8 protein-coding genes and 2 pseudogenes are annotated in these 12,548 nt (G+C 69.0%); 5 read left to right on the forward strand and 5 right to left on the reverse strand.

The window, feature by feature from the left end:
• The first annotated feature begins 6 nt into the window (after positions 1-6).
• Positions 7-576, forward strand: a complete 570-nt coding sequence (locus ABH927_RS23905; RefSeq protein ID WP_370024655.1) for a hypothetical protein — start codon at positions 7-9, stop codon at positions 574-576.
• A 104-nt stretch (positions 577-680) separates the two neighbouring features.
• Here ABH927_RS23905 and ABH927_RS23910 read toward each other — a convergent pair whose 3' ends face one another.
• Positions 681-1,739, reverse strand: a complete 1,059-nt coding sequence (locus ABH927_RS23910; RefSeq protein ID WP_370024656.1) for an alpha/beta fold hydrolase — start codon at positions 1,737-1,739, stop codon at positions 681-683.
• A 272-nt stretch (positions 1,740-2,011) separates the two neighbouring features.
• Between ABH927_RS23910 and ABH927_RS23915 the strand changes: the two genes are divergently transcribed.
• The gene (locus ABH927_RS23915) at positions 2,012-2,782 is read left to right on the forward strand and encodes an alpha/beta hydrolase (RefSeq protein WP_370024658.1); all 771 of its coding nucleotides are present in this window, start codon (positions 2,012-2,014) and stop codon (positions 2,780-2,782) included.
• 9 nt (positions 2,783-2,791) lie between these two features.
• On the opposite strand, the gene ABH927_RS23920 is transcribed toward ABH927_RS23915, so the two are convergent.
• A complete protein-coding gene (locus ABH927_RS23920) occupies positions 2,792-5,551 on the reverse strand; it encodes an AAA family ATPase (RefSeq protein WP_370024660.1) in 2,760 nt (919 codons plus the stop codon).
• Positions 5,552-5,714: 163 nt separating this feature from the next.
• Between ABH927_RS23920 and ABH927_RS23925 the strand changes: the two genes are divergently transcribed.
• Entirely contained in the window at positions 5,715-6,266 is a 552-nt protein-coding gene (locus ABH927_RS23925; protein ID WP_370024662.1) for a TetR/AcrR family transcriptional regulator, read from the forward strand.
• Between the two features lie 652 nt (positions 6,267-6,918).
• Here ABH927_RS23925 and ABH927_RS23930 read toward each other — a convergent pair.
• Complete coding sequence (locus tag ABH927_RS23930) at positions 6,919-7,782, reverse strand: hypothetical protein (RefSeq protein WP_370024664.1); 864 nt, start codon at positions 7,780-7,782, stop codon at positions 6,919-6,921.
• A gap of 553 nt (positions 7,783-8,335) precedes the next feature.
• Here ABH927_RS23930 and ABH927_RS23935 point away from each other — a divergent pair.
• Positions 8,336-8,440: pseudogene (locus ABH927_RS23935) on the forward strand (hypothetical protein); the annotation flags it as partial.
• A 91-nt stretch (positions 8,441-8,531) separates the two neighbouring features.
• Here ABH927_RS23935 and ABH927_RS23940 read toward each other — a convergent pair.
• A pseudogene (locus ABH927_RS23940) lies at positions 8,532-8,806 on the reverse strand (IS3 family transposase); the annotation flags it as partial.
• 131 nt (positions 8,807-8,937) lie between these two features.
• Positions 8,938-11,001 carry a BMP family ABC transporter substrate-binding protein gene (locus ABH927_RS23945; protein WP_370024666.1) on the reverse strand — a complete coding sequence of 688 codons (2,064 nt, stop codon included), beginning with the start codon at positions 10,999-11,001 and terminating at the stop codon, positions 8,938-8,940.
• 740 nt (positions 11,002-11,741) lie between these two features.
• Between ABH927_RS23945 and ABH927_RS23950 the strand changes: the two genes are divergently transcribed.
• Complete coding sequence (locus ABH927_RS23950; RefSeq protein ID WP_370024668.1) at positions 11,742-12,497, forward strand: SDR family oxidoreductase; 756 nt, start codon at positions 11,742-11,744, stop codon at positions 12,495-12,497.
• Positions 12,498-12,548: the final 51 nt, after the last annotated feature.

Consider the following 12,548-nt stretch of genomic DNA (forward strand, 5'->3'; position numbering starts at 1 on the left):
CCCATCATGAACACGAAGACTCCGCCGTCCGGAACGTCATCCCTGTTGAAGCTGTACCTGGGACGTGGAGTTCTGGCCGTGGCGTGGGCCGCCGCGTTCGCCTCCGCGCACGACCCCATCGACGCCCTCACGATCATCCTGCTGGTCGTCTATCCGCTGATCGACGCGGTGTCGTCGCTGATCGACCTGCGTGCCTACCAGTACGGATCGGAGGGTCGCCTGACGCTGTTCAACGGGCTGCTCAGCACCCTGGCCGCTGTCGGCGTCGGCCTGGCGGGGGCGGGCGGGCCGGCGGCGGTGCTGCACGTGTTCGGTGCCTGGGCCGTCGTCTCCGGTGCGGCGCAGGTGTTGGTCGGGGTATTGCGGCGCGGCCCGGAGCTGGGCAGGCAGTGGCCGGTGCTGATCGCGGGCGGTCTGTCGTTCCTCGTGGGCATCTTCTACAACATCCAGGCCTTCGGGGAACACGCCTCGCTCGACGTGCTGTCCATCTATGCCACCGGCGGCGGCGTGTTCTTCATCATCCAGTCCGGGCTGCTGGCCTGGCGTGCCCGCCGGTCGCGGACACAGACCGTCTGACGGCACTCTGAGCTCGACACGGCCACGAACGCACCGACAGCCTGCCGGATCGCATCCGGCAGGCTGTCTTGTTATCGCAGGCGGTGGGCTGGCCGTCGCGCTCGTCAGAAGTGGTCCACGTCGACGACGGCCTGGGCGAAGGCAGTGGGCGCTTCCTGCGGCAGGTTGTGGCCGATGCCCTCCAAGGTGCGGTGTTCGTAGGGGCCGGTGAACATGTCGCGGTACGACGAGCCGTCGCCCGGTGGCGCCGTGAAGGGGTCGTGCTCGGCGTCCAGGGTGATGGTCGGCACCTTGATGACCGGCCGGTCGGCGAGCCGCTTCTCCAGACCGTCGTAACGGCGCTCCCCGTCGGCCAGGCTCAGTCGCCACCGGTAGTTGTGGATCACGATGGCGGCGTAGTCGGGGTTGTCGAAGGCCGCGGCCGTACGCTCGAAGGTGGCGTCGTCGAAGTCCCACGTCGGGGAGACGGTGTCCCAGACGAGCCGGGTCAGGTCGTGGCGCTTGTCCTTGTTCTGCATGGCCTTCCGGCCCCGCTCGGTGGCGAAGTAGTACTGGTACCACCAGGCGTATTCGGCCTTCGGCGGTAGCGGCTCAAGGTTGGCCTCGAGGTTCGTGATGAGGTAGCCGCTCACCGACACCAGGGCCTTGCACCGCTGCGGCCACAGGGCCGCGACGATGTCGGCGGTCCTCGACCCCCAGTCGAAGCCGGCGAGCACGGCCTTGTCGATCTTGAGGGCGTCCATCAGGGCGATGATGTCGAGCGCGATCGCCGACTGCTGGGCGTTGCGGAACGTCTTCGAGGACAGGAACCGCGTCGTGCCGTGACCGCGCAGGTAGGGCACGATCACCCGGTAGCCCTGCGCCGCCAGCAGCGGAGCGACGTCGACGAAGCTGTGGATGTCGTACGGCCAGCCGTGCAGGCAGATGACCACGGGCCCTCGGGCCGGCCCCGCCTCGGCGTAACCGATGTCCAGCAGCCCGGCCTTTACCTGCTTCAGGGAAGCGAAGGACGTGTGTGTGCCGGGCGTGACCGCCGGTAATGTCGGGGCGGCCCCGCGCGTGGTGGCGAAGGCGGCCGGGAAGGCCTGCAAGCCCGCCAGCGAGGCGACGGTCGCGCCGGTGGCCAAACCGACGGCCTTGCCGAAGGTGCGCCTGTTGATCATGTAGAGACCTCCGTTTCGTGTCACAGGGTATGCGGCATTTCTTACTATTTCGAGTAGGGGAATCTGACACATCAGTCAGATGACGGTGAGACGCGGCGAACGGCAGCCATGCCGGCCACGCGAACCGCCCTCCCCCGGAGCCCGGCGTCCCGGCAGACCCGCCGGACCAGCGACGCAAGGCGGACGGAATATTCAGTCATTCGACTGTTCCCGCCCAGGCTCATCCGGACGATCCTTGATCAGACCTGGTCGTGAGCCTTTCCGGAGGATCCGTGAACCGCACTCCCGTCGTCTTCATCCACGGCGCGTGGCTCCACGCGTCGTCGTGGGAGTCATGGAACGAGCGCTTCTCCAGTTTCGGTTTCGCCGTCTGCGCGCCGGGCTGGCCGGGAGAGCGCGCCACGGTGGGCGAGGCCCGCCGGCATCCCGAGACGCTTCACGAGCTGGGGCTCGACGCGCTCACGGATCACTACGCGCGCATCGTGGGTTCCTTCGACACCCCGCCCGTGATCGTCGGCCATTCGGTGGGCGGGCTCATCGCGCAGCACCTCCTCGGCACGAACGCGGGCCGTGCCGCGGTCGCCATCGCCCCCACCCCGGTCGATCACGCGACCGCCCTGGCGCCCGGGGACCCGTGGCCGGTGTCGATGGACGCCGCGAGGTTCCGGCGGCTGTTCGCCAACGCGGTCACCGAGCAGGAGTCTGCCGAGCTGTTCGAGCGCCACGTCGTTCCCGGGTCACGTCGGCTGCTGGCCGAGCTGGGACACGGCGGCGCCGTACGGCACCCGCGGGCGGTCGTAGACCACGGCAACACCGGCCGCGGCCCGCTGCTGCTGATCTCGGGGCAGGAGGACCGGCTGGTGCCCGACCACGTCACCCGGGCCGTGTACAAGTTGTACGGCGACTCGACGGCCACCAGCAGCCTCAAGCAGTTCCCGGACCGGGCCCATTCGCTGGTCGTCGACAGCGGCTGGCGGGCGGTCGCCGACTACGTGCTGGGCTGGCTCGCCGAGCGAGGGGTGCGCGCCGACCCGTCGACGTAGCGAAGGGGCTCACGCGTCGTCGCCGGCCTTGCCCAGAGCGTCGCGCAGCGCGGCACGCGAGGTGATGCCCAGTTTCGGGAAGACGCGGTAGAGATGGGAGCTGACGGTGCGCGGGGACAGGTGCGTGCGCTCGCCGATCTCCTTGTTCGTCAGCCCGCTTGCGGCCAGCTCCGCGATGCGGCGTTCCTGCCAGGTCAGCGCGACCAGGTACGACAGCGAGGCGCGGGCGGGCGCCCCTGAGGCGCGCAGCTCGGCCTGGGCACGTTCCGCCCAGCCTTTGGCGCCGAGCCGTTCGAAGGACTCGGCGGCGCGGACCAGGACGGGCCGTGCGGCTTTGGGCCCCTGGGTGTGCCTGAGCCGGACGCCGTGGGCCAGGCGGATGCGCGCCAGCTCGAACGGGAAGCCGGCTCCGGCCGAGTGGGCCTCGGCCCGGGCGTACATGTCCTCGGCCTCCCTCTCGTTGGCGGCCGTCATCGCCAGGGCGCCGTACGTGATGAGGGCCAGCCGGGGCGAGACGCCGGGCAGGCCGGCGTCGGAGGCGGCCTGGGCGTGCCGGCGGGCCTCCTCCAGGCGCCCGGTGTGCACGGCGGCCTCGACCAGGTCGAGCAGCGTGCGTGCGGCCTGGTGGGCGCAGCGCTGGAACGATCCCGGCGGCGTGATGCCGATGGCGTACAGGTAGGCGGCTTCGTAGTCACCGTCGCTCAGGGCCGCCGCCGTGCCGATGGCGTCGGCGATCTGCGTCAGGAATCCCACGCCGCGCGGGCGGGCCCAGGCGTCGAGGACGGCCTGCAACTCCCGGGCCCGTTCGACCTGGCCACGTATGGCGGCCAGGAGCCCCAGGTAGGCGCGGGTGTGGTGGATGAACAGCGCGTTTCCGTGGGACGTGGTCAGCTCCAGCGCGCGTTGTCCCGTCCGTTCGGCGTCGTCCCACTCGCCTGCCGCCAGCTGGTCGAGCATGATCAGGTGCAGCATGGTTATGCCGCAGGCCACGGCGCCGGTCTCCACCTCACGGTCGACGGCCCGCTGCAGGTAGGGGCGGTACTGGCTCAGCGTGTCGACGTGGTAGGCGGCGACGGCCAGGCGCGAGACGTCCCACGGTTCCAGCTCCGAGACGCCGGCGAAGGCGCGCTCGACGCGCTCGTGCACGCCCGCGCCGTGACGGACGACGTCGCTCCACGCGTCGCGGTAGATGGCCGAGCATGTGTCGACTCGGTCCCCCAGAGAGTCCATGAGCTGCTCGGTGCGGTCCCACAGCGCGGCGTCGCCGGCGTACTGGCTGATGGCCAGCAGCACGTTCACCAGCCGGGTGAGTACTTCGGCGGGCTCGCGCGCGCTGTCTTCTCGCAGGCTCTCGATCGCCGCCGCGACGTGGCGATGCGCGGAGCGTACGTCGCCGTCTTCGTACAGGGCCACGTAGGCGGAGGTGACGACCGTGGCGGGGGACTCGCTCGCGCCCGGCAGCAGGTCCGAGCGGATGAGTTTCTGCGCCTGGTCCAGGAGCGCGGCATGTCCGGCGATGAAGGCGGCGTCGCCGAGCCGCCTGGAGCGGTCGGCGGCGGTCTCGCTCAGCTCCGCCGCGCGGGTCAGCCAGGCCACTGCGGCGACCGCGCCGCCGCGCCGGGTCGCCGAGTCGGCCGCGGCTTCCAGCGCGGCTGCCACCTCCTCGTCAGGATCCACGATCGAGGCCGCCAGGTGTCGGGCGCGCCGCTCGACGTCGTGGCGATGCACCCGCGCGAGCTCGGCGTGTGCCGTGCGGCGCTGGTTGGGAGTTGCCAGCTGAACGACGGTGGTGCGGATCAGCGGGTGCCGGAAGATGAGGTTGCCGGTGGCGGGGTCGATGTCCAGGAGGCCGGCCGCGACCGCTTCGTCGGCTTCGCGCATGCGGTAGCGGGTGTCGGGGCCGGGGTTGCCGCCTGTTCCCGCGCCGACGCCGTCAAGGGCGCCGCGCAGCAGTTCCTCGCGTACGGGACCGGGCAGGCGTTCGATGCGGATGCCGTAGCCGTGCTGCAGACTGCGCGACAAGGGGGTGTTGCCGAATCCGAGGAGTTCCTCGGCGGTGCGGCCGGTGCGGCCGCTGTTCAGGTAGGCGGGCAGCTCCAAAAGGGCCAGGGGGTTGCCCATGGCGTGCTCCAGGACGATGTGCCGGGTCTGCGTGTCGAGCTGCGGATGGCGCAGGTCCAGCAGTTGCCTGGCGGCCTCCTCCGACAGGGGCGCCACGGGGAGCTCGGGAAGCGCGGCCGTGTCGAACCGCGAGCCGATGTCGGACCGTACGGCGATGAGCATCTTCACGGAGCTGCCGGTGAGCCGGCGCCCCACGAACCCGCAGACCTCGGCGCTGGAGGCGTCCATCCACTGACCGTCGTCGAGCAACAGCAGCAGTGGTTTCTCCGACGCCGCCAAGGACAGCAGGTCGAGGACGGCGATGCCGAGGGACATGATCGACGGTGCCTTGCCCTCGCGCAGCCCGAAGACGACGTCGAAGACGGCACGGTGGCCTTCGTCGAGCCCGGCCGCGTGGGGCAGCAGCGAGTACAGCAGCTGGTGCAGGCCGGCGAAGGGCAGCTCCGCCTCCGCCTCGACGCCGGCGGCGCGGATCACCCGGTGATTCTCCGGGGCCGCGAGGCCGGCCACGTGGTCGAGCAGGGCGCTCTTGCCGACCCCGGTCTCGCCTCTGAGGATGAGGGCCTGCCCCCCAGTGGCGGTTACGAACGCGGCCAGTTCCCCTTGGACGTCATCCCGGCCCACCATTCTCGAGATGAGCGACTCCACGCTTCCCTCACTCCTTCAGGTATGGCCGATCAGGCCAGAGCCCTTGGCCGCGAAGCGGCGACACCATAACTGCCTTACTAGAGTAGCTATTAATAACCTGACCTTCCCTTTCGTGTGACACTAAGTTGCTTCATCTGCTACGGGAAGGAGTACCTTTGAGCAGGTGAGAGCAGACGCGACACGCAACCTGGAACGTGTCCTGAGCACGGGCGCCCGCATGCTCGCCGACGACCCCTCGGCGACCATCGCCGCCATCGCCGCTGCGGCAGGAGTGGACCGCCGCACCGTCTACCGCCGCTTCGCCTCCCGCGAAGACCTCATGGCCGCCGTCTACGGAGCACGCTACGACGCGGTCGAGGAGGCCATTGAGGCCGCCAGGCTACACGAGGCTCCAGTCGCGGTCGCGCTGCATCGTTACGTCGAAGGCATCATCGCCGTCAACCGCAAATGGCCCGTGGAAACGAGCCGCATGCTCCGCGAGGTGACGGTCGGCGAGCGCCGCCGCCGTCTGATCGACGAGGTCGACGCCTTCCTGCAGCGCGCCACCGACGAGGGCCTGCTGCGCTCCGACGTGCCGCCCGGCTGGGTGGCCACGGTCCTGCCGCCGCTGATGGAACACGCCGCCGAGGACCTGTCCGAGCTGAGCGCCGCACAGGCCGCCGACGTCGTGGTCGACACACTGCTGCGAGGCGTCGGCGCCACGCAGGCGCGCTGACCCTGCGTGGTGGTGGGCGTGCGGGGCTCGCGACGGGCGGTGTTCCAGGACACCGCCACCGTACTCGCGCGTCACGGGGGTGTGGTGATCCGGAAGGTGTCTCCGGCGGTTCGAGAGATATCGAGACTCGACAGGCGCACGGCCATAGGCGCCACCCGCATGCGAAACGTTGACGACGGGTATAGGCCGCGACCGGGCACGCGGCTGTGGCGGCAGGCCGCCGCACGCACAGCATGCGAAGTCCGTCAAGCGCTGCGTTCGGGTGCCCAGTTCCGTACGGCGGGGGCGTACCCGGCCGGCTTGCCCCCGACCTTGACGCCCGGACTGACCAGCCAGCTCTGATAGTCGGGCGTGAACATCTGGTAAATCGGTCGGGTGGGGCGTCGCGGTGCTCGGCCGAGTGTGGAGGCTCGGTGAGTGTCAACCTCTGTCCGTCCCAGGTCCCGACTACGTGGTATTCGCCCCAACGGACGCCCCCCTTGGCGGAGTGCTGGACGGCGTTCCAACAGGGTGAAGCCGACGTGCTCCTCCAAGGAGGCGGTGGTCCGGCGAGGTGCCGTTCCGTCCGGATACCGGTGTGTTCTGTCCGGCCGGAACGGCAACGCCGCCAGATGTCGGTTGCCCCCGTTGCAACCTGCCGGGCGAGGTTGTTCTAATACCGGTCGAGGACCAGCTGTGTCTTCAGGATGTCGCCGTGGTAGAGCCAGCCGTTCGACTCGGCGACTGCGATGGCGTTGTTATGCAGGGCGGCCGCGTCGGAGTATTCGTCGGTCTTGAACGACAGTTCGACGATGTACTCCGTGCCGATCCCGCCTGCACCGGTAACCGGGAGCACCTCGATGCTCGCGTCGTCGGAGGCCCCCCAGGCGCCCTTGTAAACCTTCGCGGTCACCGGGCCGTGGGCGCGGGAGATCTTGAGGATGTCCTTGCCCCAGTTGTTGTAACCCCAGTTCTGGAGCTTGCCGGGGATGTCGTTGACCAGCCAGGTGCGGCCGGTGCCGCTGGTCGGCATCGCCGTACCGGAGTAGCCGCTGGCACTGTGGCTCTTCTCGTTGCTGAAGCTGAGAGTCTGCTTTGCGTAGCCCCAGTCGACCTGGGCGTCGTAGTTTGTATCGCTGCTGTCGAAGCCGGCCGCGTTCGCCTCGTCAAGGGCAGCGTCGATGTCTCCGCCGACAATGGCGAACCGCATTTTGTAGGTCTCCTCGAACGACGAGCCCGACTTGTGCCGGAGGCGGACGTTCCAGCCCTCGTCGTCGAGTTGCAGGGCGTCGGTGTCGTAGTAGGAGTACGAACGCGCCGCGGCGGAACCTGTGATCCCGAAGGCGGCCTTCACCGCCGAGGTCGGGTTGTGCGATACGTCGAGCGCTGCGGCGGTAAGGTTGATCTTCACCTCGTACGTCGGGACGGCGTTGGCGGCAGCGTGCGCCGGCGTGGCGGGTGTGAGTACGGCGACGGAGGCGGCAAGGGCGATCGCTGATACGGCGGCAGAGCGGCGCAGCCGAGACATGAGGATCATGCGCCCACACTTTCCGCGGTGGGTGATCACCGCGTGGCCGCTGGGTTCCTGTCACATGAACCAGTGACGTCAGGCGAGTCGCCGCCCGCTTACGCCGAGGCCGGCCAGATGCGCGGGTTGCGGGGCGCCACTATGACGAAGCAAGGTGCCATCCCCTCACCCTTGTCCTGGTCGCAGTCTGAGTCTCACCTCGTAACGTGGAGGTGTCTCCTGCCGGGCGTTGGGAGTATCGCCAGCCTGGCTGCCGCAGAATCGGCGGCCGGACACAGCACCGACGAGGAAATGGGGGGCACGACGTGGGTGTGTTGTCGATGTACGGGGGACGCGGCGACCTCGAACCGCTGATGAGATTGGCGGTGCGGTTGCGGGTGCTTGACGCGGAGGTGCGGGGGTGCGCGCCGCCCGACCGGGCGCGGCGGCCGGCCGACTCGTCAGAGGGAAGCCAACCAGACATGAGGACGCGCCGAACAAGAGGTTCGACACAGATCGAGGCGCCGGTGATTCGATCGGCCAGTGCGGTGCGACGGAGCACGGCTGCCTCGGAGGTGTCGCGATGATCGAGCGGTACGTGTTGGATCTTCAAGAGGTTGACGAGGCGCAGGTCGCGGTCGTTGGCGGCAAGGCCGCGCACCTGGGCGGGCTGTCGCGGATCGAAGGCATCCGCGTGCCGGCTGGGTTTTGCGTGACGACGGCCGCCTTCCGGCGGAAGCGCCGTCGATCAACGATCGGCTCGATCAGCTGTCGCGCTCGCGCATCAGCCGCCGCACGGTGCAGCGGGCGACTTCATGACCGTCGCGGCGGAGCTGGTGGTACATCTTGCCGACGCCGCTGAGGGCGGCCGAGACCGGGCGGCGTAGTAGGTCGACGGGGCGTGCTCCAGTACCCGGCAGATCGGCTCGACGCCGAAGGCGTCGCGGTGGGCGTCGATGAAGGCGTTCACCTGGGCGGGCGTGGGTCGAGTTGACTCGCGAAAAGCCGAGGCCGCCTTGAGGATCTCGTTGGCCCGGCGCAGCTCGCGCACTTCACAAGCTGAGCAAGATCTGTACCGCGTTCGTGACTGCGCCAAGGGCGAGGCGAAACGCCTGTCCGTCCCCCGCGACCTGGCCGAGCGGCCCTGGGACGACCGTTCGGCGGGTAGTGGAGCGCTGGGCCCGATCATGAGCTGGGGGCGACGAGCTCGCCGTTAGCGATCTTCTGTTCGACCTCCTCCAGGCGTGTCCTGATGCCCTCGATCCGGTTGCCGGTCGTCGTGTAGTCGATGCCGTTGTCCTTAATGCCGTAAACGGTGGGGCCGGGCTTGGCCGAGCCGGTGGAGAAGGCCTTGAGAAAGTCGAAGACCACCGTGTCGACCCGGTTGATGACCGAAGTGAGGACGACGTCACGCAATGTGGCGTCCGCGGTGCGGGCCTCGTCGCCCTCGGCGCCGATGACCTTGCCGCCGGCCGCCTTGGCGGCCTGCATGACACCGAGATTCGAGCTGCCCGCCGCCTGGAAGAGAACATCGGCGCCCGCGTCGAACATGCCACTCGCTATGAGCTTGCCCTTGGCCGGATCGTCGTAGCCGCTGAAGTCCGGGGAGCGGCTCAGATACTTGACGTCGATCCTGATGTCCGTCTTGACTGCTTTGGCGCCGGCGACGAAACCCGCGGCGGCTCTTTCGATGTTCGCCCCGTCCTTGACGGCGCCGGCGAACCCCACGTGCCCCTTCTTCGACAGCAGCGCTGCCGCCGCACCGGCGAGGAACCCGCCTTCCTGTTCGGCGAAGACAAGGTTGGAGACGTTCTTCCCGGTGGCCTCTTCGTTGTCGACGATCGCGAACCAGGTGTCCGGAAACTCGGCCGCGACGCTCTTGACCGCTTCGGAATAGGGGAAGCCGATCGCGATGATCGGGTTGTATCCGCTTCGCGCGAGCACCCGCAGCCGTTGTTTCCTTTGCGCGTCCGTCTCACCCGCGCTCGCCGCCAACTCCTTGAGGTCGCGTACGCCGAGTTCCCGCTTGGCGCGTTCGAGACCCTGCGCGGCCGAGTCGTTGAACCACAGATCGCCGCGGCCGCCGACATCGAAGGCGATGCCCACCTTGTCCAGTTTGTTGACGATGGCGGAGGAAGGCCTGGCCCGGCTGGAGGGAGTTGTGTGGGAAGCGGTAGATGTGGAGGCGGGGTCGGTAGGTGAGTTCCGGAGCCAGATGCCGGCCGTGACCGCGAGGGCGAGCAGCACACTCAGCAAGGGGACGGCCGATCGCGACACGACGCGCCGGGTGCGGCCGGCATGGGGTGAATCGCCGATCGCCCCCGGAGCGGTGAGGGCCGCGGGCTGCGGCACGGGCTCGTGCGTCGAAATAGACACGGTGGAGGCGGGGGACGGCGATGCCCGGGTCGGCTCGCCGGTTGTCGCCCCAGGAGGCCGGCCGGTGCCATGGCCCACCAGCTGGAGCATGATCTCGGCGGCGGCCGGCCTGTCGTGTGGCGCCTTGGCGAGGCATTGGCCGAGCAGTGAACGCAGCGACTCGGGCACCCCACTCATGTCGGGTTCTGTGGTGAGGACGGCGTGCAGGACGGCCGGAACGCTGGTGCCGCCGAAGGCGAGACGGCCGGTGGCCGCGAAGATCATGGTGACCGCCCAGCTGAACACGTCGGCCGGTGGGCCGGCCTGATCGTTGGCGATCTGCTCGGGCGCCATGTATGCCGGGGTTCCGGCAACGCCGCTGGCGGTGGCCGTGAACGAGTCGAGGGCTCGGGCGATGCCGAAGTCGATCACCCGCGGCCCATCGGCGCCGAGCAGCACGTTGCTCGGTTTGAAGTCGCGGTGCACGACGCCCGCTTGATGGATCGCGGCCAGTGCGCCGGCCGTGCCCAGCGCCAGTCGTACCAACTCGTCGCCTGTGCACGGCCCACGCTCCCGGACCCGTTGCTCCAGCGAGACGCCCTCGACGTACTCGCTGACGATGTACGGCCGCTGACCTTCCGTGCTCACGTCGATGACACGTGCCGTGGAAAAGGTCGCCACCCGCCGCGCGGTGGCGACCTCGCGCACGAACCGGCGCCGCGCGTTCTCGTCCATCGCCTGGTGCGCGTGCAGGACCTTGATGGCGACCCGCTCGCCGGAGGGGGACTCGGCGAGGTACACCGCGCCCTGGCCGCCCTGACCGATGCGGCCGAGCACCCTGTAGTCGCCGAACTGGTCAGGCTCACCGGAGAGTAACGGGTGTAGGTCGGGCATATATGACCTCCAGTGTGTCGATCCGAACGATATTGGATGCCAGAACCTCGCGCGAGGAGGCGGCGACACGCTGGCCCGGGGCGTCGCCGGGCGGTCCCGAGCCCTATCGATGGAAAGTTTTACAGTCCCGAGATGACTCCCGCGGACCGTACGCGTGGCAGTGGCCGGCGCATGCGGGGGTACGGCACGGACGAGTGACAACGCGCCCGGACGCGTACGGACGCCGATGGACTGCCGGGGATTGTTTTACGAGGATGCGCGCCGTGGAGTTCGGTTGCTTCCAGTTCGATGTTCGCCGCTCCTGAGGGCGTCTACGTGGCGTGTGTCAGGGGGCGCCGCGATCACCGGGCGGGCGTGGTTCCGACTTCTGGGCGTGTGGGAACTTGCGTCGTACACCGCGACGAGCGCTGCCGGGCATGTCATCCACCCCCTTGGCGCCAACGTCGCCTACGCGGGGCCGTTCGAAGTCGTTGATCCGACGACGGTCGAGCACCACGTCCCCATCAGCCTCTTTCCGACCCGCAAAGAACTGTCCGATCTGGGCCTGGGGCGCCGGGCCCGACACCATCGCCTGGCACCTGAACCAGCACCACCAGGTGACCGTGTCGCGGGCGACCATCAGCCGCTACCTGACCCGGTCTGAAGGAATTTCGCGGCAGCTGTCACAAGCCCGGAGGCTGTCCGGTCTTAGCTGGCGACCGGGTGGCAACGAGGTGGCCCGGTGGATGAAAGGGATCGCGATGAAGATCGTGGTAGTCGGCGGGACGGGCCTGATCGGGTCGAAGCTGGTGTCGAAGCTGGGCGAGCATGGTCACGAGGCGGTGGCGGCGGCGCCGAGCACCGGCGTCAACACGCTGACCGGCGAGGGACTGGCCGAGGTGCTGGCGGGTGCGCAGGTAGTGATCGACGTGTCGAACTCGCCGTCGTTTGAGAGGGCGGCGGTGCTGAAGTTCTTCGAGACCTCCACGGGCAACCTGCTCGCGGCGGAGGCTGTGGCGGGCGTGGGTCACCACGTCGCGATGTCGATCGTGGGCACAGAGCGGATGCCGGACAACGGCTACTTCGCGGCGAAGATCGCTCAGGAGCAGCTGATCGAGAAGTCAGGGATTCCGTTCTCGCTCGTGCACTCGACCCAGTTCTTCGAGTTTGCCCGCAGCATCGCCGACGAGGCCACGGTGGATGGCAAGGTGCACATAGCGCCCGTGCTCTTCCAGCCGATCGCGGGTGACGATGTGGCCCAGGCGGTCGGCCGGACCGCGGTCGGGTCGCCGCTGAACGGCAGGGTCGAGATCGCCGGGCCCGAGCAGTTCCGGATGGATGAGTTCTTCCGCCAGGCGCTGGCCGCCTGGGGCGACCCGCGCGAAGTGGTCACCGACCCGCACGCGCGCTACTTCGGCAGTGAGTTGAGCGAGCGGTCGCTGGTTCCGGGTGACGGCGCCACCCTCGGCACGATCCGCTACCACGACTGGCCCGGCCGGAACGCGACCGGAAAGTAGCCCCGGGCGCTCATAGCTCACGAGAGGTGGCTTCCATACCTGGCATCGCCT

Origin of the sequence: Planotetraspora sp. GP83, assembly GCF_041262585.1 — a bacterium.
Classification (GTDB): Bacteria; Actinomycetota; Actinomycetes; order Streptosporangiales; family Streptosporangiaceae; genus JAOEGB01.

What these genes read in the sequence shown, in the direction of transcription:
- ABH927_RS23910 (WP_370024656.1), bottom strand. Translation starts at nt 1,739, where the DNA reads ATGATCAACAGGCGCACCTTCGGCAAGGCCGTCGGTTTGGCCACCGGC.
- ABH927_RS23950 (WP_370024668.1), top strand. Translation starts at nt 11,742, where the DNA reads ATGAAGATCGTGGTAGTCGGCGGGACGGGCCTGATCGGGTCGAAGCTG.
- ABH927_RS23945 (WP_370024666.1), bottom strand. Translation starts at nt 11,001, where the DNA reads ATGCCCGACCTACACCCGTTACTCTCCGGTGAGCCTGACCAGTTCGGC.
- ABH927_RS23905 (WP_370024655.1), top strand. Translation starts at nt 7, where the DNA reads ATGAACACGAAGACTCCGCCGTCCGGAACGTCATCCCTGTTGAAGCTG.
- ABH927_RS23930 (WP_370024664.1), bottom strand. Translation starts at nt 7,782, where the DNA reads ATGATCCTCATGTCTCGGCTGCGCCGCTCTGCCGCCGTATCAGCGATC.